Annotated in this window: 25 protein-coding genes; 14 read left to right on the top strand and 11 right to left on the bottom strand. The window is 63.0% G+C overall.

Translation table 11 applies throughout. From position 1 onward, the window contains the following. Positions 1 to 34 precede the first annotated feature (34 nt). Both HJC04_RS31785 and HJC04_RS16410 read right to left on the bottom strand, forming a co-directional pair. Entirely contained in the window at positions 35 to 610 is a 576-nt protein-coding gene (locus tag HJC04_RS31785; RefSeq protein ID WP_210628902.1) for a hypothetical protein, read from the bottom strand. A gap of 135 nt (positions 611 to 745) precedes the next feature. After that, the gene (locus tag HJC04_RS16410) at positions 746 to 1660 is read right to left on the bottom strand and encodes a MarR family transcriptional regulator (RefSeq protein ID WP_221146654.1); all 915 of its coding nucleotides are present in this window, start codon (positions 1658 to 1660) and stop codon (positions 746 to 748) included. Between the two features lie 110 nt (positions 1661 to 1770). On the opposite strand from HJC04_RS16410, the gene HJC04_RS16405 reads away from it, so the two are divergent. Beyond that, complete coding sequence (locus HJC04_RS16405; protein ID WP_221146653.1) at positions 1771 to 5388, top strand: autotransporter domain-containing protein; 3618 nt, start codon at positions 1771 to 1773, stop codon at positions 5386 to 5388. Positions 5389 to 5393: 5 nt separating this feature from the next. Here HJC04_RS16405 and HJC04_RS16400 read toward each other — a convergent pair whose 3' ends face one another. Further along, positions 5394 to 6080 carry a helix-turn-helix transcriptional regulator gene (locus HJC04_RS16400; protein ID WP_221146652.1) on the bottom strand — a complete coding sequence of 229 codons (687 nt, stop codon included), beginning with the start codon at positions 6078 to 6080 and terminating at the stop codon, positions 5394 to 5396. Between the two features lie 69 nt (positions 6081 to 6149). On the opposite strand from HJC04_RS16400, the gene HJC04_RS16395 reads away from it, so the two are divergent. The 4 genes from HJC04_RS16395 (at position 6150) to HJC04_RS16380 (ending at position 8898) form a co-directional block, all read left to right on the top strand. After that, the gene (locus HJC04_RS16395; protein ID WP_210628897.1) at positions 6150 to 6479 is read left to right on the top strand and encodes an NIPSNAP family protein; all 330 of its coding nucleotides are present in this window, start codon (positions 6150 to 6152) and stop codon (positions 6477 to 6479) included. Continuing rightward, the gene (locus tag HJC04_RS16390) at positions 6476 to 6826 is read left to right on the top strand and encodes an antibiotic biosynthesis monooxygenase (protein ID WP_210628896.1); all 351 of its coding nucleotides are present in this window, start codon (positions 6476 to 6478) and stop codon (positions 6824 to 6826) included. The genes HJC04_RS16395 and HJC04_RS16390 overlap by 4 nt, the downstream gene beginning before the upstream one ends. Before the next feature lie 126 nt (positions 6827 to 6952). After that, positions 6953 to 7597, top strand: coding sequence for a hypothetical protein (locus HJC04_RS16385; RefSeq protein WP_210628895.1), 645 nt, complete (start codon positions 6953 to 6955; stop codon positions 7595 to 7597). Between the two features lie 170 nt (positions 7598 to 7767). Next, positions 7768 to 8898, top strand: a complete 1131-nt coding sequence (locus tag HJC04_RS16380) for a site-specific DNA-methyltransferase (RefSeq protein ID WP_221146651.1) — start codon at positions 7768 to 7770, stop codon at positions 8896 to 8898. Positions 8899 to 9077: 179 nt separating this feature from the next. Here HJC04_RS16380 and HJC04_RS16375 read toward each other — a convergent pair whose 3' ends face one another. From HJC04_RS16375 to mutY, 3 genes are read right to left on the bottom strand one after another with little or no spacing between them, the layout of a single operon-like run. Next, positions 9078 to 9443: a nuclear transport factor 2 family protein gene (locus tag HJC04_RS16375; RefSeq protein WP_221146650.1), complete on the bottom strand. Its 366-nt coding sequence runs from the start codon at positions 9441 to 9443 to the stop codon at positions 9078 to 9080. Positions 9444 to 9448: 5 nt separating this feature from the next. Continuing rightward, positions 9449 to 10063, bottom strand: a complete 615-nt coding sequence (locus HJC04_RS16370; RefSeq protein WP_210628892.1) for an HAD family phosphatase — start codon at positions 10061 to 10063, stop codon at positions 9449 to 9451. A gap of 2 nt (positions 10064 to 10065) precedes the next feature. Next, positions 10066 to 11169, bottom strand: a complete 1104-nt coding sequence (gene mutY, locus HJC04_RS16365) for an A/G-specific adenine glycosylase (RefSeq protein ID WP_210628891.1) — start codon at positions 11167 to 11169, stop codon at positions 10066 to 10068. Between the two features lie 96 nt (positions 11170 to 11265). Here mutY and HJC04_RS16360 point away from each other — a divergent pair, with 96 nt between their 5' ends. The 5 genes from HJC04_RS16360 to HJC04_RS16340 all read left to right on the top strand — a co-directional run bounded on the left by HJC04_RS16360 (position 11266) and on the right by HJC04_RS16340 (position 16961). Then, a complete protein-coding gene (locus HJC04_RS16360) occupies positions 11266 to 11763 on the top strand; it encodes a DUF721 domain-containing protein (RefSeq protein ID WP_210628890.1) in 498 nt (165 codons plus the stop codon). 229 nt (positions 11764 to 11992) lie between these two features. After that, the gene (locus tag HJC04_RS16355; RefSeq protein ID WP_210631686.1) at positions 11993 to 12217 is read left to right on the top strand and encodes a DUF6290 family protein; all 225 of its coding nucleotides are present in this window, start codon (positions 11993 to 11995) and stop codon (positions 12215 to 12217) included. After that, positions 12201 to 12470, top strand: a complete 270-nt coding sequence (locus HJC04_RS16350) for a type II toxin-antitoxin system RelE/ParE family toxin (RefSeq protein WP_221122530.1) — start codon at positions 12201 to 12203, stop codon at positions 12468 to 12470. The genes HJC04_RS16355 and HJC04_RS16350 overlap by 17 nt, the downstream gene beginning before the upstream one ends. 156 nt (positions 12471 to 12626) lie before the next feature. Then, entirely contained in the window at positions 12627 to 13397 is a 771-nt protein-coding gene (locus HJC04_RS16345; protein WP_405047662.1) for a DsbA family protein, read from the top strand. 102 nt (positions 13398 to 13499) lie between these two features. Then, positions 13500 to 16961 carry a chromosome segregation SMC family protein gene (locus tag HJC04_RS16340; protein WP_221146649.1) on the top strand — a complete coding sequence of 1154 codons (3462 nt, stop codon included), beginning with the start codon at positions 13500 to 13502 and terminating at the stop codon, positions 16959 to 16961. A 521-nt stretch (positions 16962 to 17482) separates the two neighbouring features. Here the strand turns inward: HJC04_RS16340 and HJC04_RS16335 are convergent. Beyond that, positions 17483 to 18136: a glutathione S-transferase family protein gene (locus HJC04_RS16335; protein WP_221146648.1), complete on the bottom strand. Its 654-nt coding sequence runs from the start codon at positions 18134 to 18136 to the stop codon at positions 17483 to 17485. An 879-nt stretch (positions 18137 to 19015) separates the two neighbouring features. Here HJC04_RS16335 and ppdK point away from each other — a divergent pair. After that, positions 19016 to 21682, top strand: coding sequence for a pyruvate, phosphate dikinase (gene ppdK / locus HJC04_RS16330; protein ID WP_221146647.1), 2667 nt, complete (start codon positions 19016 to 19018; stop codon positions 21680 to 21682). An 18-nt stretch (positions 21683 to 21700) separates the two neighbouring features. Here the strand turns inward: ppdK and HJC04_RS16325 are convergent, their stop codons facing one another. Next, positions 21701 to 21976, bottom strand: a complete 276-nt coding sequence (locus HJC04_RS16325) for a hypothetical protein (protein WP_210628884.1) — start codon at positions 21974 to 21976, stop codon at positions 21701 to 21703. Between the two features lie 526 nt (positions 21977 to 22502). Here HJC04_RS16325 and HJC04_RS16320 point away from each other — a divergent pair. Beyond that, a complete protein-coding gene (locus HJC04_RS16320; RefSeq protein ID WP_221146646.1) occupies positions 22503 to 22787 on the top strand; it encodes a GIY-YIG nuclease family protein in 285 nt (94 codons plus the stop codon). A gap of 425 nt (positions 22788 to 23212) precedes the next feature. On the opposite strand, the gene HJC04_RS16315 is transcribed toward HJC04_RS16320, so the two are convergent. Beyond that, positions 23213 to 23410, bottom strand: a complete 198-nt coding sequence (locus HJC04_RS16315) for a hypothetical protein (protein ID WP_029531594.1) — start codon at positions 23408 to 23410, stop codon at positions 23213 to 23215. 116 nt (positions 23411 to 23526) lie between these two features. Here HJC04_RS16315 and HJC04_RS16310 point away from each other — a divergent pair, with 116 nt between their 5' ends. Continuing rightward, positions 23527 to 23772, top strand: coding sequence for a hypothetical protein (locus tag HJC04_RS16310; protein ID WP_064706406.1), 246 nt, complete (start codon positions 23527 to 23529; stop codon positions 23770 to 23772). Positions 23773 to 23787: 15 nt separating this feature from the next. Here the strand turns inward: HJC04_RS16310 and HJC04_RS16305 are convergent, their stop codons facing one another. After that, positions 23788 to 24174 (bottom strand): hypothetical protein, encoded by a 387-nt coding sequence (locus HJC04_RS16305; RefSeq protein WP_221122535.1) that lies wholly within the window; start codon positions 24172 to 24174, stop codon positions 23788 to 23790. Between the two features lie 695 nt (positions 24175 to 24869). On the opposite strand from HJC04_RS16305, the gene HJC04_RS16300 reads away from it, so the two are divergent. Beyond that, the gene (locus HJC04_RS16300; RefSeq protein ID WP_210628882.1) at positions 24870 to 25778 is read left to right on the top strand and encodes a DUF1499 domain-containing protein; all 909 of its coding nucleotides are present in this window, start codon (positions 24870 to 24872) and stop codon (positions 25776 to 25778) included. Between the two features lie 426 nt (positions 25779 to 26204). On the opposite strand, the gene HJC04_RS16295 is transcribed toward HJC04_RS16300, so the two are convergent. After that, positions 26205 to 26885, bottom strand: coding sequence for a peroxiredoxin-like family protein (locus tag HJC04_RS16295; protein WP_221146645.1), 681 nt, complete (start codon positions 26883 to 26885; stop codon positions 26205 to 26207). Positions 26886 to 26978: the final 93 nt, after the last annotated feature.

Below are 26978 nucleotides of genomic sequence, written 5' to 3'. Positions count from 1 at the left end.
TTTGGCCGGCGCCCGGAAGCGCCGGCCGGGATCATCATTTGCAATCCTCGGTGCCGGCGGCACCCTTCTTGACCTGGCCAGGCGCGCAGCCTTTCTTGCCCTTATTGTCGTGTGAGCTGCCTGCCGCGCTGCTGCCGGTGCCGACGGTGCTGCCGGTCTTGTCTCCATCCGCCGACGAAGCGCCGGTTCCGACACTCGAGGCCGAATTTGCATCGCCCGAACCTGCGGCGGAACCGCCGGTGCCCACGCTGCTGCTGGACGTGCCGCCGCCGGCCGACGAGCCACCGGTGCCAAGCGTAGAGGCGGAACCGGATCCAGAGCCCGAGCCCGCGGCCGAGCCGCCGGTACCGACCGTGCTGCTCGACGTCCCGCCGCCAGCCGACGAGCCGCCGGTGCCGAGCGTCGAGGACGAACCGGAATTGCAGTTGGTCGCACCAGCCGGGCAGGTGCCCCCGGCAGAGCTGCCACCAGTACCGACGGTGCTGCTCGCAGTTCCGCCGCCCGCCGTCGAACCGCCGGTGCCGACTGTGCTCGAAGACTGCGCAAAGCCGGAAGCCGCCGTGCCGGCCAGAAGGGCCGCTGCCAATGCCAGATGTGTTACCTTCATCATAGGATATTCCTCCGATTGTTTGTCAGTTGCCGTCGCATCCGGAGTGGATGGACGACTGTTTGACAAACGACGGTTTTACCCGGCTGTTCCTGATCTAGGCACTCAGTCGGACAAGGCCTCGGACCTTAGGCCGATTTAATCGTTCGGCGCGGCGGCTTCGACTCTTTTGCCGCCGATCAGCGCCGTCAGGCGGCTGTAATGGACCATCTGTCCGGCCACCCAGGTCTCGAACTGAAGGAGCGTCCCATCGGGCATCGAGGCGAGTTCGCCCCCCGCGGAGACGCAATACCAGCCCTTCTCAGCGGCTTCGTCGAGGATGTTGCTGATATGCTGACGGGACACGCCGAAGCGCTCCGCAAGCGCTCGATAAGTCAGGCTTGCGGGGACCTTCGCGTCGGCCGGGCGCTCGCGCAGCGCCTCGGCGATGACGGCGCAGAAAACGAGGTGGCCGGCATCTCTTTCGCTGTGGCGCACGATGGCCGGAAATGGGCCGAATAGGTCGTCCTTCAACGCATAACGTTCCGCGGAGAGCGCCAGCCAGCGCGCCAGCACGTCCTCGTCCTGGGCGAGTTCGTCCGGGCGGATGGGCAGAGGCGGCGCCAGGAGCTCGAAGGATCTCAAAATGGCCAATGGCGAGTGTGCGATTTCCCGCATCAATGCCAGACCCGGCTTCAGGATTTGCGTACGGCGATCCGTCTCCAGTGACATCGCGGTGACAAGGCCCCGGTCACGCAGCCCGCCGGTGAAATCGGCGATCTGGCGCGGGCTGCCGGGTGCAGCGCGCTGAAGAAGGGCAAGCGATGGCGCTGGGCCACGCGCTTGAAGCCACTGAATGTAAAGACAAATCAGCACGAAGGAAACGAGATAGCGCTGCTTCTGGGCAAAAAGCTTGTTGGCAGGCAACACCTTCGGCACGCGTGCAACCATTGCCTCGCAATAGGATAGCACCGCGCCGCGATAGGAGGGATGTCGCATCAAGCCGGCCGCCTCGACCCACAGAGTGTCCGCGGCGAAGTCATTCACTCCTGCGTAAAGCCTTGTCTCACTCATTTTTCTTTTCGTCTGCTTACCTGATCAATGCAAAGTTTAGACTCTGCCCTGGGCGGGGAGGCGGTTTATACAGCTTCCGCGTTTAATTTTCTTCAATAAAGTTGATTCTGATGAAAGCACAGGGCCGTATTTCAGTTCACTTCGCCGTGGCCGGTTCAGCCTTTATTCCACTCTTCCTTTCAGCCGTTACCGCGCAAAGCGATCCCTTGCTCGATTCCTATGTCGAGATCAGCAACGGCGGCGAGTTGGGAACGGATCAGGTCGACATGTCGACGGGTGGATGGATCAGATCCGTGGGGGCCGGAACCGTCAACCTGGTGCCGGAAATGGATATTATGAACGGCGCCGTTGTGCGTTTCTCCGCCATTGCCGGTAGTGATCTGAATCTCAGGCTTTATCGGGCCGGGACGGCCGCGGAACTTCATTTCGGCGGCGCCGGCGACACCGGCACCGTCACGCTTGCGGATAACTTCTTCTCGGGCGGAGGCCAGGACGTTTATGTCGATTCTGGCACGCTACTGATCCCGGGGGACGGTCAAGGGGCACTGCTCCGCGCCACCACGACAACCGTTGCATCCGGCGCAACCATCGACTTCGGGACGCACAACGATTGGATAGCCTCTCTTGCCGGCAGCGGCACCATCCGCCTCAACAATGCTAATCTTGAGATCCGAGACTTCACATTCGATGGAACGATCGACGGCGCAAACAGTGTGACCTTCAGCCGGGGCGGAAACTGGCAGGGCAGGTTCGTCGGCGTCGGCGAAGTCGCGCTCTCCGCCAACCGGACGCTAAACATTCTCGATGCCGCCACCGCTGCAAATCTTTCGACGCTCGATTCGCTTCGATTGTCGTCAGGCTCGACCCTGGATCTAAGAACGTACGACGCCTCGCTCAACAACCTCTACGGCTCCGGCATGATAGGCACGACGGAAACGCTGGCGATCGGATCCGGAAATTATTCCGGCGAGATCATCGCCACCCGCGGGCTGACGATTTCCGGGGATTTTCTCTGGTCGGGAATCGCGCAAGGGGGCCTCTCGATCGATGTCCTGTCCGGCGCGACACTGACTGCTGATGGCGGCAAGGTGTTCGGGGGCCTTGCGGACATCAATCTCGACGGGACGTTGACTATCAAGACAAGTGAAGCTGTCGATGCACTAACCGGTAGTGGGAGTGTCGACGTCGCCGGCAACGCCGTTCTTTCCGTTGGAGCTGACAATAGCTCGACCACTTTCGACGGAGTTATATCAGGTGACGGCGGTCTGACCAAAGCCGGCACCGGCACCGTCACGCTCAGCAGCCGCCAGTCCTTTACAGGTGCAACGACCATCTCAGCCGGCACATTGCAGTTGATGTCGGCCAATGCGCTTTCCACCTCTTCTGGACTCTTCATGAATAATGGCACCCAATTGGATATGGGCGGCTTCAATCAGGCTGTTGCGAGCCTATCCGGCGGCGGCGACATTCTGCTCGGCAGTGCAAGCCTGTCCCTCGGCGCCTCCGGCGGGAGCGGATCGTTCGGCGGGGTCATATCCGGCAGCGGGTCCGTTACAAAGTCGGGCACCGGCACTTTTGGGCTATTTGGACCCAACAGTTTTTCCGGAGCCATGAATGTACTGGGAGGAACCCTCTTTGTGTCCTCATCCGCATCTCTCGGTGATGGCAGCGCCACCAATACCGTGACCCTCGACGGCGCGACGTTGCAGACATTCGGCACTGTTGCGTCTCCAGCCGCCCGGGGTGTGGTCATCGGAGGCGCCGGTGGCACCGTGAACACGAACGGCTATGCTGTGACCTTCGCCGGCAACGTGTCGGGTACCGGACGGCTGACCAAGACTGGCGCGGGGACACTGACCCTTTCCGGCAACAACACGCGTTCCGGCGATACGGTGATCGACCAGGGGCGGTTATTCATCCAGAACGGCAATGCATTGGCCGACGGAGCGGGCGTGACCATTACTGATCTTGCCGGAACCGGGCTCGACGTCGCCACCTCCGAAACCATCGGCTCGCTCGCCGGCGGCGGTTCGTCGGGCGGAGATGTGAACCTTTTTAACACGGCGACACTCACGGTCGGCGGCGACGACAGTTCAACCACTTTCGCCGGGTCGATCACCGGCGATGGCAGTCTCGTCAAGACTGGCGATGGCCTCTTTCACCTGACTGGAAACAGCAGCTATAGCGGCGATACGGATGTGCTTGACGGCACGCTGTCGGTCAATGGCAGCCTGACTGGTGCGGTCAACATCGGTTCCGGCGCAAGACTTCAGGGAACGGGAAGCGTCGGCACCGCCTCGCTTGCCGCAAACAGCGTCCTTGCTCCTGGCAATTCGATTGGAACCCTCGCGGTCTCCGGAGATCTGAACCTCGATCCACTCACTCTTTTCGAGGTCGAGATCGGCAGCGCCGGGCTGAGCGACAAGGTCGATGTCACCGGCACCGCCTTCCTGAACGGCGCCAAAGTCCAGGCAATCCTATGGGACCCGGCCGTGAGTTACATCAACGGCCAGTCCTACACGATCGTCTCCGCCGGCGCCGTGTCGGGCACCTTTGGCGATCTGGAGATCGATTCCGCCTTCCTGAAGTCTTTCCTCAGCTATTCCGCCACCGACGTAACCTTGACCCTGCGTACCGTGCTGAGCCCCGGCTCTCTGTTCCCGAGCGCCGCCCTCACCTTTAATCAGCAACAGTCGGCTTACGGGCTCGACTTTCTCGACCAGACGAGCGGTTCCAGCAGCCTGGCGCTCTACAATGCGATTCTTTATAGCGACAGGGCAGAAGCGAGGGATGCGTTCGATCAGCTCTCCGGCGAGATTCACGCCTCGTTGCAAAATGGCCTTTTCAGCGAAGCCGATGACGTGCGCAATGCGGTCTATGACCGGCTGAACGAGGCGTTCGAGACCGGCGGCAAGGCATGGACGAGCGCCTATGGCAATCTTTCCTGGTTGAAGGGCGACGGAAACGCCTCCAGCGCGACGACGGCGCGCGGCGGTGCGCTGTACGGTGTCGACTGGGTGATCGACGATCGTTCGGCCGGGGTGTTCGCAGGCGTCGGACAATCGTCTTTCCAGATCCCGGACCTTGGCTCCACGGCCAATATCGACAGCGTGCATCTTGGCCTCTATGCCGCCCAGCGATTCGGCGGACTGCAGGTCAAGTTCGGGGCGTCGAATAGCTGGCACGACATCGAAACGCGCCGCGACATTGCCTTTGACGGTTTTTCCGACAGTCAAACGGCAAGCTATCATGGCAGTACCGCCCAGTTTTTCTCGGAGGCGTCATTCGACTTCGGCCTTTCCCCTGACCTGATCGTGACGCCGTTCGGCAGACTGGACTGTGCAATCGGCCAGCGCGACAGCTTTCACGAGGACGGCGGCGCTGCCTCCCTTTCGGGCGAGAGTGCGCGTGAAGATCTGTTTGCAACGACGGTCGGGCTACGGACGAAACGGCAGGCTTCGCTCGCCGGAAAGAGCATCACAACGGGTTTGGATTTCGCCTGGAGGCGGATCGCCGATCAGGATGCCCCGCTTTCCGCCCTGACATTTGAAAATGGTGGCAGTTTCGCGGTTAGAGGGCTGCGTAATGCCGAAAACAGCGTCGTTGCGGGCGGATCGGTGGCATTGCAGTTGACCGAGGCAGCGGCCGCATCCTTATCGTACCGCGGAGAATTCGGCGATGGCCTCAACCGTCACAGCGCCAATGCCCGGTTGGACGTGAGATTTTAAAGGCGCTACGCCTCTAACGGAAACAGCCTCAGGAACTGCCGGTCGCCCTCCGGTGAAAAGATGATCGAGCGGCTTTCGGCGGTGCGCCTCGCCCAGCCCCTGTCAAGGAAGCTCGACAGCAGCGCCTTGCCGAGGCTGCCCGCCAGATGCGCTCGTCTTTCGCTCCAGTCGAGGCAGGAGCGGCAGAGCGGGCGGCGCGAGGATTTGAGATTGCCGACGTCGATGCCGATGCGGGCGAGATCGCTCTCGCCCTTTTCCGTCAGCGCCAGACCCTCTCCGACCGCCTCGATCGCGCCTGATGCAATCAGGCTGTCGAGCATGCGCACGCCATAATCGCCGGCCAGATGATCGTAGCAGATGCGCGCCTTGCGCAGCGCCGGCTCCTTCGGCCCTGGCTGGTGGCGCAGATGCCCGCGCCCGGCGGCAAAACCCATCATGCTTTCGATCAGCCGGGCGGCGGCCTCGTCGGCCAGCGTGAAATAGCGGTGGCGCCCCTGCTTGCGCTGGCTCAGCAGCCCGCCGGCTTCGAGTTTGGCCAGATGCGCGCTTGCCGTCTGCAGCGTGATGCCGCCAACGCCGGCAAGCTCGGTCGCCGTCAGCGCCCGCCCACCGGTCAGCGCCGCCAGCATGTTGGCCCGCGCAGGATCGCCGATCAGCGCGCCGATCTGGGCAATGTCTGGTCCTTCCTTCATAGTTCGATCGTAACCGAAGCATCTTCGTCCGGCAATGTGCGAAAACGGGGAAGCACAAAGGAGAACCCGATGATCACCTGCTTCATCCGCTATGAGATCGACCCCTTCAAGAAGGACGTCTTCACTGAGTATGCCCGCAACTGGGGCCAGGCGATCCCGAGGAATGGCGCCGACCTGATCGGCTATTTCGCCCCGCATGAAGGGTCGGCGACGACGGCTTACGGCGTCTACAATATCGAAAGCCTCGCCGCCTACGAAGCCTACCGCGCCCGGCTGGCCGCCGACCCGCTCGGCCGCGAGAATTACGAGTTCGCCCGTCGCGAACGCTTTATCCTGAAGGAGGATCGCGTCTTCCTGAAAAACGTCTCTGCTCCCCACGCAAAGCTGGTGCTGCCATGATCGCCGTCATCTTCGAAGTCGTGCCCTATATGGGCGAGCGCCACAAATATCTCGATCTCGCCGGCGAGCTGCGTGCCGAACTCGAAACCATCGACGGCTTCATCTCGATCGAACGTTTCGAAAGCCTGACCAACCGCGGCAAGCTGCTGTCGCTCTCCTTCTTCCGCGACGAGGCGGCGGTGAAGGAATGGCGCAACCGTGAGGCCCATCGGTCCGCCCAGCAGGCGGGCCGCGGCGGCATCTTCGCCGATTACCGCCTGCGCATCGCCAGTGTCCTGCGCGACTACGGCATGTTCGAACGCGGCGAGGCGCCGGCCGACAGCCGCAGGGTTCATGATGCGGTGTGAGGACGGCGAGAACTGGTAGAGCTCCGCCCGTTTTCGTCTGAAACAGGTTTTCTCGCTTTTACTTGCAATGCTGTCGGATATCTTCGAAATGTAAGGCTCAAGTTGCATTGAAGGCGCAAATCTCGAATGGATGATAGAAAAAATTGTTCGCGCTCTTGCCTCATTCGAGCAGTCTTTACGGTATTTGCTTTAGCCGCTGCTCTTACGCCAATTGCAGTTTTTGCCCAGACGGCTGATGAGCAGCCAGCCCTTGAGAAGCAAGCATTTAATCTGATCCGCAAGGGCAATTGCGCAGAAGCATGGAAAATCGTTTGGCATGAAGCGCGCCAGGGAAATTCAGAAGCTTTGGCCTCGCTTGCGGATCGGCTAGTGCCTTTGGGAATTCTTGTGCCGCCGTCGTATTTTCCCATGAGGGAGAATATCGTGCAGAATTTCGAGGATCAGGTTACAGCACTCAGGCTATACGCCTGGAAAGACGCTGGAGTAAGTAACGCTCTCAAAGATCATGGTCTTGGGGTGGACCAAATTATTCCCAGGCACTTTTGGGATAACAAAGTGATAGGAGATTACAGGCGCGTGGATGCTTGCTTGAAAAGCAACAAGAACACTGGGGACTGTGTCCAGCTTGCAATCAAATTGAAAATCATTCCGCCTTTCGATGTTTATGTCTCAATGATGGACGCTGCACCCCGGCAGGCATTCTGCATCGCCCTGACCGAGAAACCAAAAGGTACTCCTCATTCGGTGCCCCTCCAGTCTCAACAGAGATAAGCTTTTCAAGCAAACGATTAAAACAATCGCCTCATGGCGCCGCTCTCGGACCGTTACCCGATTGCCCGCCACAATAAATTCCCGAAATCAGTCATCGCTTCAGGCTTTGGTAACTAAGTTGGGTAACCATAACGGAGAGTTAAGCGTAAAGCGTATGAGTGAGTATCAGAATGGCGTCAGTTTTTCCGCTTGCCGACCTGAAGGCCTCCGTCAAGACGGACTCCTGGGTTGACACCATCATCAAGGGCGACTGCGTGAGCGCCCTTGAAGCCTTGCCCAACCACTCCGTCGACGTGATCTTCGCCGACCCGCCGTACAATCTCCAGCTCGGCGGAACGCTGCATCGTCCCGACCAGTCGCTGGTCGACGCGGTCGACGACGAATGGGATCAATTCGCCTCCTTCGAGGCCTATGACGCCTTCACCCGTGCGTGGCTGCTCGCCTGCCGCCGCGTGCTGAAGCCCACGGGCTCGATCTGGGTGATCGGCTCCTATCACAATATCTTCCGCGTCGGCGCCACGCTGCAGGATCTGAACTTCTGGATCCTGAACGACATCATCTGGCGCAAGACCAATCCGATGCCGAATTTCAAGGGTCGCCGTTTCCAGAACGCCCATGAGACGATGATCTGGGCAAGCCCCAACGCCAAGGCCAAGGGCTATACCTTCAACTACGACGCGATGAAGGCCGCCAATGACGACGTGCAGATGCGTTCGGACTGGCTGTTCCCGATCTGCAATGGCGGCGAGCGGCTGAAGGGCGAGGACGGCAAGAAGGTGCATCCGACCCAGAAGCCGGAAGCGCTGCTCGCCCGCGTCATCATGGCTTCGACCAAGCCCGGCGATATCGTGCTCGATCCCTTCTTCGGCTCGGGCACGACGGGTGCCGTCGCCAAGCGCCTCGGCCGCCACTTCGTCGGCATCGAGCGCGAGCAGGATTATATCGATGCGGCCGCCGCCCGCATCGCCGCCGTCGAGCCGCTCGGCAAGGCGGAATTGACCGTCATGACCGGCAAGAAGGCCGAGGTGCGCGTCGCCTTCAACGTGCTTGTCGAAAGCGGCCTGATCAAGCCCGGCCAGGTGCTGACTGACGCCAAGCGCCGCTACAGCGCGATCGTGCGCGCCGATGGCACGGTGGCATCAGGCGGCGAGGCCGGCTCCATTCATCGTCTCGGCGCCAAGGTGCAGGGTCTCGATGCTTGCAACGGATGGACCTTCTGGCACTTCGAAGACGGTCTGTCCCTGCGCCCGATCGACGAGCTCAGGTCCGTCATCCGCAGTGATCTGGCAAAGGTGGAGTGAGCACCACCTAAACCAGATAATTGGAGCATGATGTCGTCCGAAAACCGCTTACACTTTTCGGCATCATGCTCTGGCGAATCGAAATAACTTCTTCCGGTTTCCTCCAGTTGCGGAAGAAGACCAAGGCGCCCGGGGTTCAAGCCTCGGGCGTCTTCTATTTGAGCTGGGAAGCGCAATGATCAGAACTGGCGATAGTCGGTGACTTCGACCCGCGTGATGCGGCCATCTTCATTGAAGGTGATCATTTCCTCGCCCTCGCGCAGCAGCGGTTTGCCGGTCCGGCTGTGGGTGGCGCTGAGCGACCAGACCGCGCGGCCGGAGAGGGGCGTCAGGCTTTCCACCAGCGAATTCTCCGCCGTCTGATCGGGATAATCGTCGAAATAGCGCCGGAAGGCAGCCATGATCTCTGGTCGCCCCGAGAGGCTGCCGACGCCGTTCGAGACATAGGTCGCGTCCTCGGCGAAATAGTCCTCGATCGCCGGAAAATCCAGCGCGTTGATGGCGGCGTGGAAGCGTTCGATTTCCTCTGCCGGGTCGAAGGCCATGGCTCTCACACCTTCACGCCGTAGGCAGCGAGATCGCTGCGCAGTTTGTCCGCGCCCGAAAACCGCACCGCGTTCCAGCCGAAGGCCTTGGCGCCTTCGACATTGGCCGGTGCGTCGTCGATGAAGATCGTCGCGGCGGGATCGAGGCCGAAGCTCTTCGTATGCGTCTCATAGATCGCGATGTCAGGCTTGATCAGGCCGACATCGCCGGAAACGGTGACGCCTCGCGGTTTCGTCAGGAACGGGAAACGTTGCTGCGCCTCGCGGAAAGTGTCGGAGGCGAAGTTGGTGAGCATGGTCACGTCGCGGCCTTCGTCGATCAGCCCCTCCATGATCGCGACGCTCTCCTCATAAGCGTGCGGGACCATCTCGTGCCAGTATTTGCGGAAAGCGCGGATGTGCTCCTCGCGCGTCGGATGCGCTTCGATCAGCTGCGCTTCGGCCTCCGCCCAGGTGCGGCCGCGGTCCTGCTCGACGTTCCAGTCATGGGTGCAGATATTGGCGAAAAACCAATTGCGCTCGGCCTCGTCGGGAATGAGGCGGGCGAAGGGAAGATTGGGATCGTAATGAATGAGAACTTTGCCGATGTCGAAAACGATATGCCTTATTTCGATGGTCATGTTTATGCCCTGGATGTTTTGAACGCGAGAGGAATAGCCGCTGCGATCGCTTTTTTCATGACGGTCGGCAAGGCCTGCGCTTCAAGATTTGTAACCGGTTCCCACCATCCGTCATCCACGCCAGCATTCGGCTTCGGCTTTGCAGCGATCGCCGCCCGCCAGATCGACAGCCGGAGTTCGAAATGGGTGAAGACATGGATGACGGTGCCGCAGGATTGCCAGGCCGCCTCGAAGGGGGCGGCGGTGACGGAGGTCTCGCCGTCGATGCGCGCCGTCCAGCCCGTCGTCGGCACCTCGGTCATGCCGCCGAGCAGGCCGCTATCGGCCCGCCGCCTGAGCAGGATCTCGCCCTCTGCGGTCACCGCGATGAAGGCCGCGCCCTGGCGAACCGGCTTGTCCTTCTTCGCCCCCTTGACCGGAAAGAGCTCGGGATCGGAAAGCTTCAGCGCCTGGCAGGCATCGCGAAACGGACAGAGCGAACAGGCCGGCCGCTTCGGCGTGCAGATCGTCGCCCCGAGATCCATCATCGCCTGGGCGAAATCACCGGGCCGAGCCGCTGGCGTCAGCAGCGCCACCTTCGCCTTCATCAGCGGCTTGGCGCCCGGCAGCGGTGTTTCGATGGCATAGAGCCTTGAAATCACCCGCTCGACATTGCCGTCCATGACGGCGGCCCGCCGATTGAAAGCAATGGCGGCGACGGCGGCAGCGGTATAATCGCCGATGCCGGGAAGCGATTTCAGTCCCTCTTCGGTGTCGGGAAAGACGCCGCCATGTTCCCTAGCTACCGCTTCGGCGCATTTCTTCAGATTGCGGGCCCGCGCATAATAGCCGAGCCCCGCCCAGGCGGCCATGACCGCCTCGTTTTCGGCTGCGGCAAGATCGGAGACTTCGGGCCAGCGCTCGAGAAACTTCTCGAAATAGGGTTTGACCGCCTGCACCGTCGTCTGCTGCAGCATCACTTCGGACAGCCAGACGCGATAGGGATCGGCGCGGACGCCGCGCGCCGCCATGCCGGGCGAAACGCGCCAGGGCAGGTCGCGGTGATGGCGGTCGTACCAGTCGAGGAGGGGCTTTGCCGAGGGCGTGTCGAGTGTCGTGGTCGTCATGATTTGCCGCAATGGGGGGAAGGCCCTATACTTGGCGAAGCAACGCCGCGCGATCAAGTCGGCCGCACCAATTCGTGACGCCGTTCAAAGGTTTCGATGAGTTATCCACGCAAAGATGTGAAGCAGATTTCCGAACTGGCGAACGGGCTGATCGATCCGGTCCTGGCGCGCCGCGCCGGCATCAACACGGCGCTGCTCGGCTCGTGGAGCGAAATCGCCGGCGAGGATTTCGCCGATTGCACCCGGCCGGAAAAGATCGCCTGGGCCCGCGGCGGCGGCGATGACGGCAGCTTCCGCCCCGGCGTGCTGACGATCGCCTGCGAAGGCGCGCGCGCGCTCTTCCTCACCCATGCCCAGGGCGAACTTATCCAGCGCATCAACAGCTTCTTCGGCTTCGCCGCCGTCCACCAGATCCGCATCGTCCAGAAGCCGGTGTCGCAAGCCGTCCGCCGCTCCCGCCCGCCCGCGCCGCTGAAGGGCGAGGCCGCGCGCAAGCTCGAAGGCATGATGGAGGGCATCGAGGGCGACAAGCTGCGTCAGGCGATCCAGCGCTTGGGAACTGCGGTGATGGGCAAGCGGGGAAGAGGGCGCTGATGAGCAAATCTGAGTGGAAGTTTGTCCGCTTCTGGCGACCGAGGCGTCCTACGGGCGTTTAATTTTTTGATCCTGCTTCAACACGCTCGCGGGTCACAAGGAATTCGACTCTGCCCGAGACCGACGTATAGGGCTCGCATTGCGTAATCGCATCAGCGAGATTTCCGGGAGGAGACTGGTGACCGAACGCTTCGGGTGCTATATTTGTATAGCAGACAGGAGAAAAATCATGTTGGCCTTGCGGTTGCCACCTGAAATCGAAGCACGCCTCGATGAGCTTGCCAGGCGCACGGGCCGCAGCAAGAGCTTCTACGCGCGTCAAGCCATTCTCGAACATCTCGATGATCTCGAGGATGTCTATCTCGCCGAAAAGCGCCTGGAAGAGCTTCGCCGAGGTGAGAGCGATACAGTGCCGCTGGCCGAGCTGATGGCACGTCATGGCTTGGAGAATTGAGTTTCACCGGGCAGCCGAGCGTGAGCTTGAGAAGCTTGGACATGAGGCGGCTCGCCGAATCCTCCGGTTTCTCAATGATCGCGTTGCCAAGCTGGACGATCCACGATCCATCGGAGAGGCGCTTAAAGGATCTGAACTTGGGGACTTCTGGAAGTACCGCATCGGGGACTATCGGGTGATCGCAAGCATCGACGATGGAACCGTGCGAATCCTCATCGTGCGGATTGGCAATCGCCGTGATGTCTATCGATGAAATCCGGGAGCTGACCGATAGCAATTTTGTCCGGCGGTCCCATCACGGTCACAATTCTTTGAAGGAAGTTGGCCAACCGTGCCTTGTAGGCGGCTGCCAGCCGTTATATCGCACAATCATGCCGTCACTCTCATTACTTATGGGGAACCCATGCAGATGTCCGAAATGCAACTGACGAAACGCCGCCTCCTGGGTGGGATCGCCATCGCCGCAGCTGCCGCAGCGCTTGTCGCCTGCAACGACAGCAAGGACGCTGCCGATGCTTCGTCCTCCGGCAAGACCATGGCCGACGGCACCGATGTCGATACCATGCAGACGGCGGCCACCTCGGCGGGGGACATGCCCCAGTCCGACGGCGATGTCGACATGGCCGAAGTGCTGAAGCCCGGCGCGCTGCCCGAGATGGCGCTTGGCAAGGCCGACGCGCCGGTCAAGATCGTCGAATATATGTCGATGACCTGCCCGCATTGCGCCCATTTCCACAACACCACCTTCGACACGATCAAGCAGAAATACGTCGATACCGGCAAGGTGCAGTTCATTATCCGCGAATTCCCCTTCGATCCGCGTGCCGCAGCCGCCTTCATGCTCGCCCGCTGCAGTTCCTCCAATCCGGAGCAGTTGAGCACGCCGGAACAGTATTTCCCGATGGTTTCGATGCTGTTCAAGCAGCAGCAGGTCTGGGCCGCCGCCGATGACGGCCGCGCCGCACTGCTGCAGATGTCGAAGCTTGCCGGATTTACTGAGGATAGCTTCACGAAATGCTTGACGAACCAGAAGCTTCTGGATGAAGTGAACGCCACGCGGGAAAGGGGATCCAAGGATTTCGGCGTCAACGCCACGCCAACGTTCCTCATCAATGGCAAGCGCTATTCTGGAGACATGCCGGTTGACACCATGTCGAAGCTCATCGACAGCCTCATCTGAACCGGACCGTTCGACCACAGCCGGCGACGGCGAAAGCCGTGCGCCCGTTTTTTGTTTTCAGCGCAGTTTGCGGGCGGGGCTTCCTGCCGTGGATATTTCCGCATGAAGTTCAACAAGCTGCGCCTGGTCGGCTTCAAATCCTTCGTCGAGCCGACGGAATTCATCATCGAACGGGGGCTGACCGGCGTCGTCGGACCGAACGGCTGCGGCAAGTCCAATCTCGTCGAGGCGCTGCGCTGGGTGATGGGCGAGAATTCCTACAAGAACATGCGCGCCTCCGGCATGGACGACGTGATCTTTTCCGGCTCGGGAAACCGCCCGGCCCGCAACACCGCCGAGGTGGCGCTCTATCTCGACAATGGCGAGCGGACCGCACCCGCCGCCTTCAACGACAGCGACGAGATCCAGGTCACCCGCCGCATCGAGCGTGAACAAGGCTCGCTCTATCGCATCAACGGCAAGGAAAGCCGCGCCAAGGATGTGCAGCTGCTCTTTGCCGACGCCTCCACCGGCGCCCGCTCGCCCTCGATGGTTGGCCAGGGCCGCATCGGCGAGCTGATCCAGGCAAAACCGCAGGCCCGCCGCCAGCTCCTGGAAGAGGCGGCCGGCATCTCCGGCCTGCATTCGCGTCGCCACGAGGCCGAACTGCGGCTGCGCGCCGCCGAAACCAATCTCGAGCGCCTCGACGACGTCACCTCGCAGCTCGAAAGCCAGATCGAGAGCCTGAAGCGTCAGGCCCGCCAGGCCAATCGCTTCAAGACGCTGTCGGCCGATATCCGCGCCCGCGAGGCGATGCTCCTGCATATCCGCTGGGTGCAGGCCAAGGAGGCCGAGGCCGAGGCCGACAGCGCCCTCAACCAGGCAACCGTCATCGTCGCCGAAAAGGCGCAGATCCAGATGGAGGCGGCCAAGCAGCAGGGTATTGCCAGCCTGAAGCTGCCGGAATTGCGCGAGGGCGAGGCGCGTGCGGCTGCCGCCCTGCAACGCCTGCAGATCGCCAGAAGCCAGCTGGAAGAGGATGCCGGCCGCATCCTGCGCCGCCGCGACGAGCTGACCCGCCGTCTCGCCCAGCTGGCCGAAGATATCCGCCGCGAGGAACGGCTGGTCGCCGACAATGCCGTCATCCTCGCCAAGCTCGACGCCGAAGAGGCCGAGATTTCTCAAATCCTCGCCGATTCCGGCCGTTTTGCCGAGGAGACCCGCGAAGCCTTCGAAGGGGCGGCGGCGAAGCTCGCCGACAGCGAGCGCATCTTCACCCAGCTGACGGCCGAGCGGGCGGAAGCCGCCGCCGGCCGCAACCAGCTGGAGCGCGCCATCCGCGATCTCGCCGACCGCCGCATGCGCCTCGAGCGCCAGATGCACGAGGCGAATGCGGAATTGTCGGCCATCGCAGAGAAGATATCAGGCCTGGCCGATCCCGATGAAAAACGGGCGATCGTCGAGGCCGGTGAAATCGCGCTGGCCGATGCCGAAGCCGCGGCCCAGACAGTCGAACGGGCGCTCGCCGCCGCCCGCCAGGCCGAGGCCTTGTCGCGCGCGCCGGTCGATCAGGCCCGCTCCGCCCTGAATGCGCTGGAAACCGAGGCCCGCACCATTTCCCGCATGCTTGCCGCCGGTGCGGCCGCCGGCAAGTTTCCGCCGGTTGCCGAGGAGCTGAAGGTCGATCGCGGCTTTGAGACGGCGCTGGGTGCGGCACTCGGCGACGATCTGGAATCCCCGCTCGATGCCGAGGCGCCGGCCCATTGGTCTGTCAATGGCGACGGCGCCGCCGACCCGGCGCTTCCGCCGGGCGTGACGCCGCTCATCGCCCATATCAGCGCACCCGCCGCTCTGACGCGCCGGCTGCGCCAGATCGGCATGGTTGGCGAGGGCGACGCGCGGTCGCTGATGGCGGCGCTGAAGCCCGGCCAGCGCCTGGTGACGAAGGAGGGCGCCGTCTATCGCTGGGACGGCCATGTCACCGGCGCAGATGCCCCGAGTGCCGCGGCACTGCGCCTTGCCCAAAAGAACCGCCTGGCCGAACTCGAAAGTGAAGTGGCGATTGCCCGCGACGTGCTTGCCGAGGCCGAGGAACGGCAGGCAGCCGCCGCCGAAGCCATCCGCATCGAGGAACGCAGGCTCGCGGAAGCCCGCGACATGAGCCGCCTGTCGGCGCGTCATCTCGCCGAGGCGCGCGAGGCGCTGGCTGCGGCCGAGCGCGCTTGCGGCGATCTCATCCGCCGCCGCGACGTCGTCAGCGAGGCCGCCAGCCAGTTGGGCACGCAACTGGAGGAGATCGGCGTTCAGGAAGAAAATGCCCGCATCGAGCTGGAGGATGCGCCTGATCTCACGCTGATCGACGAGCGGCTGCGCTTCCAGCAGGCGGAGGTTGCGACCGACCGCGGCGCGCTCGCCGAGGCCCGCGCCCGGCACGAAAGCCTGGCGAGGGAAAATGAGGCCCGCCAGCGTCGCATCATGGCGATCGGCCAGGAGCGCGAGACCTGGCGCCAGCGGGCGGCAAGTGGCGAGGATCATGTCGCCACGCTGCGCGAGCGCGAGGAAGAGGCGCGCGAGGAGGCGGCCGAGCTCGAAATGGCGCCGGATGAATTCGACGACAAGCGCCGCGCTCTGCTCAGCGAATTGCAGAAGGCCGAAGAAGCGCGCCGCAACGCCGGCGATCTGCTCGCCGAAGCCGAACGCATCCAGCGCGACGCCGACCACAAGGCGGCGACCGCGCTTTCCGAACTTGCCGAATACCGCGAACGCCGCGGCCGCGCCGAGGAGCGCCTCGTCTCTGCCCGTGAGCGGCGGCAGGAAAGCGAAAGTCGTATCCGTGAGGCGTTGAATGTGCCGCCGCATGAGGCGCTGCGGCTTGCCGGCCTGCAGCCGATGCAGGCGCTGCCCGATCCGCGCGAGGTCGAGCGCGAGCTGGAGCGGCTGAAGATGGAGCGCGAACGGCTCGGCGCCGTCAATCTGCGCGCCGACGAGGAGCAGAAGGAGCTGAGCGAAAGGCTCGAAGCCCTGATCAAGGAGCGCGACGACGTCATCGACGCGATCCGCAAGCTGCGCGGCGCCATCCAGAGCTTGAACCGCGAGGGCCGCGAGCGCCTGGTCGCCGCCTTCGACGTCGTCAATGGCCAGTTCCAGCGGCTGTTCACCCATCTCTTCGGCGGCGGCACCGCCGAGCTGCAGCTGATCGAATCCGACGATCCGCTGGAGGCGGGCCTCGAAATCCTGGCGCGGCCGCCCGGCAAGAAGCCGCAGACCATGACGCTGCTGTCGGGCGGCGAGCAGGCGCTGACGGCGATGGCGCTGATCTTCGCCGTCTTCCTCACCAATCCGGCGCCGATCTGCGTGCTCGACGAGGTCGACGCGCCGCTCGACGACCACAATGTCGAGCGCTACTGCAACCTGATGGACGAAATGGCGGCATCGACCGAAACCCGCTTCGTCATCATCACCCACAATCCGATCACCATGGCCCGCATGAACCGCCTCTTCGGCGTCACCATGGCCGAGCAGGGCGTCTCCACCCTCGTCTCCGTCGACCTGCAGACGGCCGAACGCCTGCGCGAAATCGCCTGAAGGCGTCCGCGCGAGCCGCGGAGACCAGGCTCAGGGCCCAGGGTGATGGGATTGAGGCAAGGGACCGGCCGGAAACGCGGACGCGGCAGGAGGCCGCGGACAGACACACGGGCGCCACCGAATTGGTATTTGGCGGTCCGCCGCTATTTTGCTGCGGCTGTCACCCTATCCTCCGTCTTCCTCGGGCTTGACCCGAGGATCCATGCGGCATCCACCAGCGCCAGGCCGTGGATCCCAGGCTCAAGGCCTGGGATGACGGAGGAGAGGTGGTGCCCGGATGGTGAGGAGAGGTGATGCCGGGCTGGCGGGAAGGGTGGTGCTTGGGTTGGCAGAGGAGAGAATGAACCGGGCTCGAAGGACGAGAGGTAGTTGCGGTTGAGGGGCAGCCCCCCCACCGATCTCCCAGCCTGGGACGTTGCACGGATATTGAACTCCTGCGTATCTCGACCAACGAAAACGCCAGAACACGAAGCAATCAATGACTACTTCCGTCCAAGCGGTTCACCCCCCATGATCCCTGGTCAGCCGCCCGATGCAGCCTGGAAGACCGCCAGCTGCGCGGCGAAGGCGCGCTGATAGGCCGGCCGTGCTTCGGCGCGGGCGACATAGGCTGCAAGGCTGGGATAATCGTCCAGTATGTTTGACGACTTCAGCCGCAGCAGTACCGAGACCATCAGCAGGTCACCGGCGCTGAAGGCGCCGTCGAGCCAGTCGGCATGGCCGAGATGGGCAGAAAGGCTGTCCAGTCGTTTGCGGATGCTGCCCTCTAGGGAACGCAGGCGCTTTTCGTACCAGGGTTCGTCGCGCTCCAGGATCCTGGCGAGGCTGTGCTCGAAGATCGGCGGCTCAACCGTATTGAGCGCGGCAAACATCCAGGCGATCGCCCGCGCCCGGCCATTGCTATCCCCAGGCAACAGGCCGCCGCCGTGGCACTCGGCGATATGCAGGACGATCGCGCCGGATTCGAACAGGGTAAGATCGCCTTCCTCATAGGTCGGGATCTGCCCGAAAGGCTGACGCGCCAGATGCGCCGGCTGCTTCATCGTCTCGAACGTGACGAGGCGAACCTCATAGGGTTGGCCCGCTTCCTCGAGCGCCCAGCGAACCCGCATGTCGCGCGCGAGACCCCGGCCCCGATCGGGCGAACGTTCAAAGGCGGTAATGGTGATCGTCATCGCTTTCTCCATCGCTTGTCCACATTGAAGACGTGCGGCCAAACGGGATTCCGACATTCACCACCGTCCGGCATCAGCTTTTGCGGGAACGGCTGTCTGCCATCGGCGCAGGATCTGCCTCGCATTTCGAGAGGGTCGCATCGACGACGAGGCGGCTGCTCATCGGCCGGCCAAAACCCGAACTCCAGCCGGACTGTGCACAAATCGCGCGCAATTTTCCCGCATTCGGTGATAAACACCAAAAAAGGTCGGCTGTCTTGCGGTCCGTACCCCATTTGGATGATGCTCTTTTCTCTGACTTGCATTAGAAGTTGTTTCAACGCAACCTGATGACTTTGCTGAAAAGCGGGCGGTCAACGTTGCGTATTGTCGAATTTGCGATGCGCTTTCCGGGTAGAGGGCAAAGACCCGGGAGGTGTTGAGCAATCCCGGGAAATCCTGAGGTATTGCCGAACACGAAGATCAGGGTGGTTCCATGAACCGTCCTGGGTTGAGGGACCCCCCGTCCGGTTTTCCTGGCCGGACGGAAACAAGGCTTTGCGGGACATTGTTGCAGTCCCGCAAAGCTTTTTTTATGCCTTCTTCAGATCGGGTGCGGTTTGCATGCCTTCGGCCGCCACTCTCGCGAAAATTATTGTGCGACGCAGCATTTTTGCCGCATTTGTCGATTTTCATTTCAACTCCAAGGCATTAAGCTGATTTGTCAGGCTGACGACACTGCCTTCTTCTCTTTCGTCATGCTCGGGCTTGTCCCGAGCATCTGCGACCGGTCACACGCAGCAGATCCTCGCCACAGGGGCAAGGATGACGCCGAGAAAAGAGCGAGGGTCGTCGACAGCCGAGGGATCACGCTGATCCCGATCTGGAGTTGGGGGGAAGATGACCAAGTGGGTCTATAGGTTCGGCGACGGACAGGCGGAGGGTGGCGCGCGCGACCACGAGATGCTCGGCGGCAAGGGCGCCAATCTTGCTGAAATGTGCGCTCTCGGCCTTCCCGTTCCGCCGGGACTGACGATCGTCAGCGATGCCTGCAACACCTATTACAGCAATGGCGGCCATATCGACGACCGGCTGAAGGCCGAGGTGCGCGCCGGCATAGCGGCGATCGAGGCGATCACCGGCCGCCATTTCGGCTCCACCAGCCAGCCGCTGCTGCTGTCGGTGCGCTCCGGCGCCCGCGTCTCCATGCCCGGCATGATGGACACGGTGCTCAATCTCGGCCTCAACGACGAGACCGTGCAGGCGCTCGGCCATGACGCCGGCGACGCGCGTTTTGCCTGGGACAGTTACCGCCGTTTCATCCAGATGTATGCCGATGTCGTCATGGGCCTCGGCAACGACGCCTTCGAGGAAATCCTGGAGGACGAGAAGGCCAAGCTCGGCCACGAACTCGACACCGAGCTCAGCGCCACCGAATGGCAGCATGTCGTCTCCCTCTACAAAAGGTTGATCGAAGAGGAGCTGGGACAGCAGTTTCCGCAGAATCCGGAAGTCCAGCTCTGGGGTGCGGTCGGCGCCGTCTTTTCCAGCTGGAAGAGCGCGCGCGCCGTCACCTACCGCCAGCTGCACAACATCCCGGAAGGCTGGGGCACGGCCGTCAATATCCAGGCGATGGTCTTCGGCAATCTCGGCAACAGCTCGGCGACCGGCGTCGCCTTCACCCGCAATCCTTCGACCGGCGAGAAGGCGCTCTACGGCGAATTCCTCGTCAATGCGCAAGGGGAGGATGTCGTTGCCGGCATCCGCACGCCGCACAGCATCACCGAGGAGGGGCGGCTTTCCTCCGGCTCCGACAAGCCCTCGATGGAAAAGCTGATGCCGGAAGCCTTCCGCGAGCTCACCCGCATCTGCACCGAGCTCGAGATGCATTACCGCGACATGCAGGATATCGAATTCACCATCGAGCGCGGCAAGCTGTGGATGCTGCAGACCCGCTCGGGCAAGCGTTCGACCCGGGCGGCGATGAAGATCGCCGTCGACATGGTCGACGAGAAAGTGATCACCGAGGAGGAGGCGGTGTTGCGCATCGAACCTTCGAGCCTCGACCAGCTCCTGCATCCCACCATCGATCCGCGCGTCAACCGCCAGGTGATCGGCACCGGGCTGCCGGCCTCGCCGGGGGCGGCGACCGGCGCCATCGTCTTTACCGCCGAAGAGGCGGTCGAGGCGGAGGCCGAGGGCCGCAAGGTCATTCTGCTGAGGGTCGAGACCAGCCCGGAGGATATTCACGGCATGCATGCCGCCGAAGGCATCCTGACGACCCGCGGCGGCATGACCAGCCATGCGGCGGTGGTTGCCCGCGGCATGGGCATTCCCTGCGTCGTCGGCGCCGGCACCATGCGCATCGATCAACGCAACGAGCGCCTGCTCGGCATCGGCGTGACGCTGAAGAAGGGCGATATCATCACCATCGACGGTTCGGCCGGCCAGGTGCTGAAGGGCGAGGTGCCGATGATCCAGCCGGAACTGTCGGGCGATTTCGGCCGCATCATGGGCTGGGCCGACCGCGCCCGGCGCATGACGGTGCGCACCAATGCCGATACGCCGGCTGATGCCCGCGCCGCCCGCTCCTTCGGCGCCGAGGGCATCGGCCTTTGCCGCACCGAACACATGTTCTTCGAGGGCGAGCGCATCCATGTCATGCGCGAGATGATCCTGGCCGAGGATGAGAAGGGCAGGCGGCTGGCGCTCGACAAGCTGCTGCCGATGCAGCGCTTGGATTTCACCGGCCTTTTCACCGTCATGCACGGACTGCCGGTGACGATCCGCCTGCTTGATCCGCCGCTGCACGAATTCCTGCCGAAGACCGACGACGAGGTCGCCGAGGTCGCCTTCGCCATGGGGTTGGAGCCGCTTGCGCTGCGCCAGCGCGTCGATGCGCTGCACGAGTTCAACCCGATGCTCGGCCATCGCGGCTGCCGGCTGGCGATCTCCTATCCCGAGATCGTCGAGATGCAGGCCCGCGCCATTTTCGAGGCGGCGGTGGCTGCGGCGCATGAGACCGGGGCGGCCGTCGTGCCGGAGATCATGGTGCCGCTGGTCGGCCTGCGCTCCGAGCTGGATTACGTCAAGGCCTGCATCGACGCCATCGCCGGCAATGTCATGGCCGAAGCCGGCATGAAGATCGATTATCTCGTCGGCACGATGATCGAGCTGCCGCGCGCGGCGCTGCGCGCCCATGTGATCGCCGAGGCCGCCGAATTCTTCTCCTTCGGCACCAACGACCTGACGCAGACCACCTTCGGCATCTCACGCGACGACGCGTCGGCCTTCATCCCCACCTATCAGCGCAAGGGCATCATCGAGCACGATCCCTTCATCTCGCTCGATTTCGATGGGGTGGGGGAGCTGATCAGCATCGCCGCCGAACGCGGCCGGCGCACCCGCAACGACATGAAGCTCGGCATCTGCGGCGAACATGGCGGCGACCCCGCCTCGATCCGCTTCTGCGAAACGATCGGCCTCGACTACGTCTCCTGCTCGCCGTTTCGCGTGCCGATCGCCAGATTGGCGGCGGCGCAGGCGGTGATTTCGGAAAACATGTAGGACCGCGCAGCGCCGACGTCAGTGATGGTACCGCCAGCGATCGTGATAGATATAGGGTCCGTTCAGATCCCAGGCCATGCTCTGCATCAGCTCGGCACTCTGCGCCCGCGACTCGGCCCGCCGGTCGAGATCGATGCGCTGCAGGCAGGTGGCAAACGCATCGGTTCCGCGGCGGAAACCATAATTCAGGCACTTCTGCTCATCGGCCGCCCGCCGCTCCTCCGGCGTCATCGTCTGGCAGGCGGAAAGGCCGGCGGTCACGGCGAGGAGGATAAGGAGAAGGGCGATGCGCATTGGTTTGGTCCTTGCTTTTCCCTGAGGAAAAGCCATTCGGGCGAGGGCGTCAAGCGACCGCTCGTCCCTTGCCGAGTGGCCCAGGCCGGGAATGGTTTCTCCTGCGCATCCCACGCTCCGTCATCCCAGGGCTTGACCCTGGGATCCACGACCGGGCACGCGGCTTCAATTTCTCTGCGGTGGGTGGCCATTGCTGTTCAGCGCCAGCCTCGTGGATCCCAGGGTCAAGCCCTGGGATGACGGAGGAGAGGTGGTGCCGGCACGCACAAGCCGGCGCGGACGAGAGGTGGTGGCGGGATGTATTTGTCCGCCAGCGCGGAGGCGAGGTGGTGCCGCGACGCGTCGGCTCAGCAGCGGTGAGGAAGCTTCGGCAAAGCGACCCCACGCAAGCCTCGGCGAAAGCGAGGTCTCACAAGCTGCGCCGGTTCTCAAGCTGCACCGGCGGTGCGTTTGGCGAGAACGCCAACTCCACACTCCGTCATCCCAGGGCTTGACCCTGGGATCCACAGCCAAGCACTCTGCCCACATGGCAGGATATGTTTACATCATCACCAACCAGAAAAACGGCACCCTCTATATCGGCGTGACATCCGATCTGGAGCGCCGCATCCATGAACATCGCGAAGGACTGACACCGGGCTTTGCCTGGAAATATGGCTGCACCCGCCTCGTCTGGTACGAGGAGCATTGGGACATCGGCAGCGCCATCCAGCGCGAGAAATCATTGAAACGATGGAACCGGCAATGGAAGATCGACCTGGTCGAGGCGATGAATCCCGAGTGGGACGATCTCTATCTTACGCTGTGGTGATGGCGGTTGTGTCGTCTGTGGTGCTCTGCGCATGGATCCCAGGGGCAAGCCCTGGGATGACGGAGGAGAGGTGGTCGCGCGACAGATCGGCTCACCGCGAGGAGAGGTGGTGCCGGGATGCATAAGCCGCCAGCGCGGAAGAGAGGTGGTGCCGCGACCCATACGTCCGCCAGCGCGCAAGGTGGTGCCGCGACGCATCGGTTGAGCAGCGGTGAGGAACCTTCGGCGGATGCGTCGTTGCACAAGCCGCGGCATTGCGACATCCCAAAAACCGCGCCGGCTCCCAAGCTGCGCCGGCGGTGCGTTTGGCAACATCGCCAACCCCACACTCCGGTGCTTGACCCTGGAATCCACAACCAAGCACGCGGCTTCAGTTACTTACGAGAAAAAGCCATCGAGAGCGAGGACAACGCCTCTCGCCATCTTCACGCCGCCCCGGCGGGATCCCCGATCGGCAGCAGCGCCGGATCGAGCGGCGGGTCTTGCGGGTTCTTCGTGTCGCCCGGGTCCTGGGCCGGGGTCAGCGGCGGTTTTTCCTGGATGCGGTCGGGAATGCCGGGTGTCGGCGTCGGCCCGCGCGGTGTATCGGTCGTCGGTGTCGGGATCGGATCTCTGTTCGGCATGATCGCCTCCTTTCCAAAAGGAACGGCACCGCCGGAAGATGGTTCCGCTTTCGCCACCCACCTATGCACAAGGGGCATTCCTCTGTATGAGGAGGCCGAAAACACTGGAACCGAGCATGGCCATCCGCGATCGATTTTCGAAGAAACTGAACTGCCCGCAATGCGGCAATGCGGGTTTTGCCGAGGCCTCGGAGATCGATGATCCCAAGCGCAAGCATCCGGATTTCCAGGTCGATCAGCTGCCGCGCGGCTTTGGCGTGCAGCGGGCTTCCAACCACCAGGAAAGCTTCATGATCAAATGCGAGTGCGGCCGCAAATTTCCCTTCCGCAGCCTGGCGGAAGCGGCGGCCGAACGGCGCTAGAACCGAGACGGACGCTCAGATCCGCTCCAGCACCTCGATGAAGGCATCGGCGAAGCGCACCAGATGAGCAGTGTCCTCGTCGGGCGCCTGCATGCGGATCTCGGTGCCGTTCTGATCGAGCAGCGCCAGCACGACGCGCATGCCCTCGCCATCGGGGATGCGCAGGACGGCGATGCGGCGACAATCCTCGATCAGGCCGGCGGCCGGCAGGTCGAACAGCAGTTCGCCGCCGGAACGGCCGGCTGCCTGGCGCACCGCCTCGCAGAAGCCGGCATCGCCGCCGGCATAACCTTCAAGCGAAAGTTCGAGCTCGACGAGCTCCATCGGCAGCGTCGGTTCGGTGTGATCGATCCCGCCAAGCGCAGACGCCTGCGGCCTTGCTGCTATCTCGGGTGAAATCATCCCGTCTCTCCTGTCCGTGACCCTGGAGATGAAACCGCGGCAGAATGGCCTTTTTTTGACATATCAGCAAGGGCTTATGAAGTCGGCGGTCGATTGCCCGGCGGTCTCCGCTGAATTCCATCTGATATTCCGAGACAACAGTTTCAATTCAGCCGAATCTTGCCCCAGATCCGGATAATTTTAGGCCGGCCCGGCCTAGAGTCTTTCCGGGTTAGATTGAAGCATTCTGCCGGAGCAGATTTTCGTCAGGACAAAGGCGATTGGCGACGGACATACCCCTCGGTACGTCCGAGCCGATCGCCTTTGTCCTGGCTAGAGATGCCCGGCCCACCGGCCGCACCGCTTCGCCATGGCGAAGCGATAAGTGCGTCCGGCGATTCCAAAGTCTTGCAGATTTGCCAGACAAATCTGCGGGAGGGTTGGCTGAAACGGGCCGGCTGATCGACCGGCCGGCTTGGCCGTAGAGCTGGGCTACGCCACGCGCCGGCCGGTCGACCATCCGACTCCGTTTGAGCCAACGGAATGCTTCAATCTAACCCGGAAAGGCTCTAAATCTGAATCCGAATCTAAATCAAAGAAATAGAGCAAGATGTCGTCCGAAAACCGCTTCACACTTTTCGGCATCATGCTCTAAACAGGGAGAAGGCGATTTGCGTGGTTGATGGCGCGGCGCTGACGAGCAACCGGTAAGTTTGATGCCCATCCGTTACGACCGTCCCGTTTCCAACGCCGCCTACGCTTCGCGGCTGATCGGGGCATTTTCCCTGGTTCTGGCGCTCGCCGTGCTGATCGCCCACCGCTTCGGCGGGCTCGCCACCCCCTATCTGGTGCTGCTTTTGATCGCCGCCGCCGGCGGCGCGCTGCTTGCAGCACTGCTCGCCGCCGTCGGCCTGCGCAGCCTCTGGGTATCAGGGGCCGAAGGCGGGCTCGCCGCACTGGCGGCGCTGATCTATGCCGCCTTTCCGCTTGGCATCGGCGCCGTGGCGGCCGAGCGCTACCTCAGCCTGCCTGCGATCTACGATGTCTCCACCGATCCGGTCGCAGCGCCCGACTGGCTGTCGCCGCCGAAATCCGACCAGATCTGGCTGAAGCGCAATCCGCTGGTGACGCCGGAGGATCGCGAGAAGCAGATGGAGGCCTATCCCGAACTGACCGGCCGGCGCTATGAGGGCGCTCTCGACCGCGTGCTGGAGGCGGTGCGCAAGGTCGCCAAGCAGAGCGGCTTTACGATCGTCAGGAGCACTGGCACGAGCGAGCCGGATCGCGATCTCGAGGACAGGCCGGCAAAGCCCGACCCCGACGACGACGCCGTGACCGACGCGCCCGGCATCATTCCCGTGCCGACGCCGCGTCCCTATGACGACGACGTCGCCAAGCTGATCCGCGGCGCCAACGGCGTGACGCTGCAGGCGACCACCCGCACGCTGATCCTCGGCCTGCGCTTCGATATGGTCATCCGGCTGCGCGAAGAGGCCGAAACCACCTTCGTCGACATCCGCGTCGCCTCCCGCTACGGCCAGCACGACCTCGGCCTCAGCGCCGCAATCGCCGGCGATTATCTGAAGGCGCTCGACTCCGAACTCCTGGGAATTGCGGGTGGGTGAGCCGCGGTGCCGCCAAGGGCGGCAGCAATCGATCCAGTGAATCGATTGCAGCGGCGAACGCCCTGAGCCCAAGCGAAGGGCCGGGAGAGGGCCCGGCAGACGCGACCCCCTGTTCCGATGCCGCCAAAGGCGGCAGCAATCGATCCAGTGAATCGATTGCAGCGGCGAACGCCCTGAGCCCAATGGAAGGGCCGGGAGAGGGCGCGGCAGACGCGACCCGCATACCGTGCCGCAAACTCGACGGTCCTGCGATATTGCCTAGCTCTCCTCCCTCATTCTGTGACGAGCACAGGAATGAGGGAGGAGAGGTGGAAGCAAACGCCCCGAGCCCAGCAAAGCCGGGATAGGCGCGGCAGACCGGCCCCCTTGTTGCGGGCCGCCAAAGACGCCGGCAATCATCCGACCACCAACCGATAACGCTGCAGCCTAGCGCCCAAGCTCGCCCACGGCAGCGATGATCTCCGTCGCCGTCGGGAAGATGCAAAGGCTGCTGGGTCCGTCCAGCGCCTCCATCTTTGCCCAGGCGATGGTGCCGTTCTGATCGACCAGGAAGTGACCGACGAGCTGGGTAGGGTGTTTGGCGAAGATCGCCTGATCGGCTTCGTCAAGCGCGAAGCCGTCCCTGGCGTTGAGCACCGTGTTGGCTTCCATCGGCTGGATCGGTTCCGGAAACACACCCATGGGGTTGATGCGCGCCGCCTGGAACTGCGCCATCGTCGCGGTATAAGGCCATTCGGGCTCTTCGCTGCTGCCCTCGGGCAGGAACTCGGCATGTGGCACACCATAGGCGCGATGCGTGCGGCAGTCGGGATCGCACAGCAGCGTCACCGGCGTCGGACGGTGGCGGACATACAGGCGAGCGCGCTCCACCGGCGTGTTGATAACGGCCACGGTCCTCACCCCGGCGGCGCTGAGGGTGGGCTCTATGCCGGCAAGCTGTTCGAGCTGGCGGCGGCAGAACGGGCAGTGCAGCCCGCGAAAGAAGCCGATCAGGAATGGCCGGCCGCTCAAATCGGCCAAGGAGACCGTCCCGTCGAAATTGGCCGAGGCGAGCTCGAAGGCGGGCGCGGTGTTCCCAGGTTGCAGCGGGCGCTTCTGTTCTCCCATCGAGAATTCCTTTCCCGGTTCGTCTCAGGTGCAACGACCGAAATTGAATATAGCACTCGCTGCAGGAAGACCCAGCGCCCGATGGTGAGATCG

Origin of the sequence: Rhizobium sp. NLR8a (assembly GCF_019685235.1) — a bacterium.
In the GTDB taxonomy this organism is placed as follows: Bacteria; Pseudomonadota; Alphaproteobacteria; order Rhizobiales; family Rhizobiaceae; genus Rhizobium.
The sequence above is the reverse complement of the archived record's forward strand: the minus strand, read 5'-3'. Positions and strand labels throughout refer to the sequence as shown.

Excerpts from the sequence above, each read along its gene's own strand:
- HJC04_RS16390 (WP_210628896.1), top strand. The coding sequence starts at position 6,476 with ATGATCGCCGTCATCTTCGAAGTCGTGCCCTATATGGGCGAGCGCCAC.
- HJC04_RS16395 (WP_210628897.1), top strand. The coding sequence starts at position 6,150 with ATGATCACCTGCTTCATCCGCTATGAGATCGACCCCTTCAAGAAGGAC.
- HJC04_RS16310 (WP_064706406.1), top strand. The coding sequence starts at position 23,527 with ATGGCCATCCGCGATCGATTTTCGAAGAAACTGAACTGCCCGCAATGC.
- HJC04_RS16340 (WP_221146649.1), top strand. The coding sequence starts at position 13,500 with ATGAAGTTCAACAAGCTGCGCCTGGTCGGCTTCAAATCCTTCGTCGAG.
- HJC04_RS16335 (WP_221146648.1), bottom strand. The coding sequence starts at position 18,136 with ATGACGATCACCATTACCGCCTTTGAACGTTCGCCCGATCGGGGCCGG.
- HJC04_RS16320 (WP_221146646.1), top strand. The coding sequence starts at position 22,503 with ATGGCAGGATATGTTTACATCATCACCAACCAGAAAAACGGCACCCTC.
- HJC04_RS16385 (WP_210628895.1), top strand. The coding sequence starts at position 6,953 with ATGGATGATAGAAAAAATTGTTCGCGCTCTTGCCTCATTCGAGCAGTC.
- HJC04_RS16375 (WP_221146650.1), bottom strand. The coding sequence starts at position 9,443 with ATGGCCTTCGACCCGGCAGAGGAAATCGAACGCTTCCACGCCGCCATC.
- HJC04_RS16295 (WP_221146645.1), bottom strand. The coding sequence starts at position 26,885 with ATGGGAGAACAGAAGCGCCCGCTGCAACCTGGGAACACCGCGCCCGCC.
- HJC04_RS16355 (WP_210631686.1), top strand. The coding sequence starts at position 11,993 with ATGTTGGCCTTGCGGTTGCCACCTGAAATCGAAGCACGCCTCGATGAG.
- HJC04_RS16350 (WP_221122530.1), top strand. The coding sequence starts at position 12,201 with ATGGCTTGGAGAATTGAGTTTCACCGGGCAGCCGAGCGTGAGCTTGAG.
- HJC04_RS16315 (WP_029531594.1), bottom strand. The coding sequence starts at position 23,410 with ATGCCGAACAGAGATCCGATCCCGACACCGACGACCGATACACCGCGC.
- ppdK (WP_221146647.1), top strand. The coding sequence starts at position 19,016 with ATGACCAAGTGGGTCTATAGGTTCGGCGACGGACAGGCGGAGGGTGGC.
- HJC04_RS16400 (WP_221146652.1), bottom strand. The coding sequence starts at position 6,080 with ATGAAGGAAGGACCAGACATTGCCCAGATCGGCGCGCTGATCGGCGAT.
- HJC04_RS16300 (WP_210628882.1), top strand. The coding sequence starts at position 24,870 with ATGCCCATCCGTTACGACCGTCCCGTTTCCAACGCCGCCTACGCTTCG.
- HJC04_RS16305 (WP_221122535.1), bottom strand. The coding sequence starts at position 24,174 with ATGATTTCACCCGAGATAGCAGCAAGGCCGCAGGCGTCTGCGCTTGGC.
- HJC04_RS16405 (WP_221146653.1), top strand. The coding sequence starts at position 1,771 with ATGAAAGCACAGGGCCGTATTTCAGTTCACTTCGCCGTGGCCGGTTCA.
- HJC04_RS16380 (WP_221146651.1), top strand. The coding sequence starts at position 7,768 with ATGGCGTCAGTTTTTCCGCTTGCCGACCTGAAGGCCTCCGTCAAGACG.
- HJC04_RS16360 (WP_210628890.1), top strand. The coding sequence starts at position 11,266 with ATGAGTTATCCACGCAAAGATGTGAAGCAGATTTCCGAACTGGCGAAC.
- HJC04_RS31785 (WP_210628902.1), bottom strand. The coding sequence starts at position 610 with ATGATGAAGGTAACACATCTGGCATTGGCAGCGGCCCTTCTGGCCGGC.
- mutY (WP_210628891.1), bottom strand. The coding sequence starts at position 11,169 with ATGACGACCACGACACTCGACACGCCCTCGGCAAAGCCCCTCCTCGAC.
- HJC04_RS16410 (WP_221146654.1), bottom strand. The coding sequence starts at position 1,660 with ATGAGTGAGACAAGGCTTTACGCAGGAGTGAATGACTTCGCCGCGGAC.
- HJC04_RS16325 (WP_210628884.1), bottom strand. The coding sequence starts at position 21,976 with ATGCGCATCGCCCTTCTCCTTATCCTCCTCGCCGTGACCGCCGGCCTT.
- HJC04_RS16345 (WP_405047662.1), top strand. The coding sequence starts at position 12,627 with ATGTCCGAAATGCAACTGACGAAACGCCGCCTCCTGGGTGGGATCGCC.
- HJC04_RS16370 (WP_210628892.1), bottom strand. The coding sequence starts at position 10,063 with ATGACCATCGAAATAAGGCATATCGTTTTCGACATCGGCAAAGTTCTC.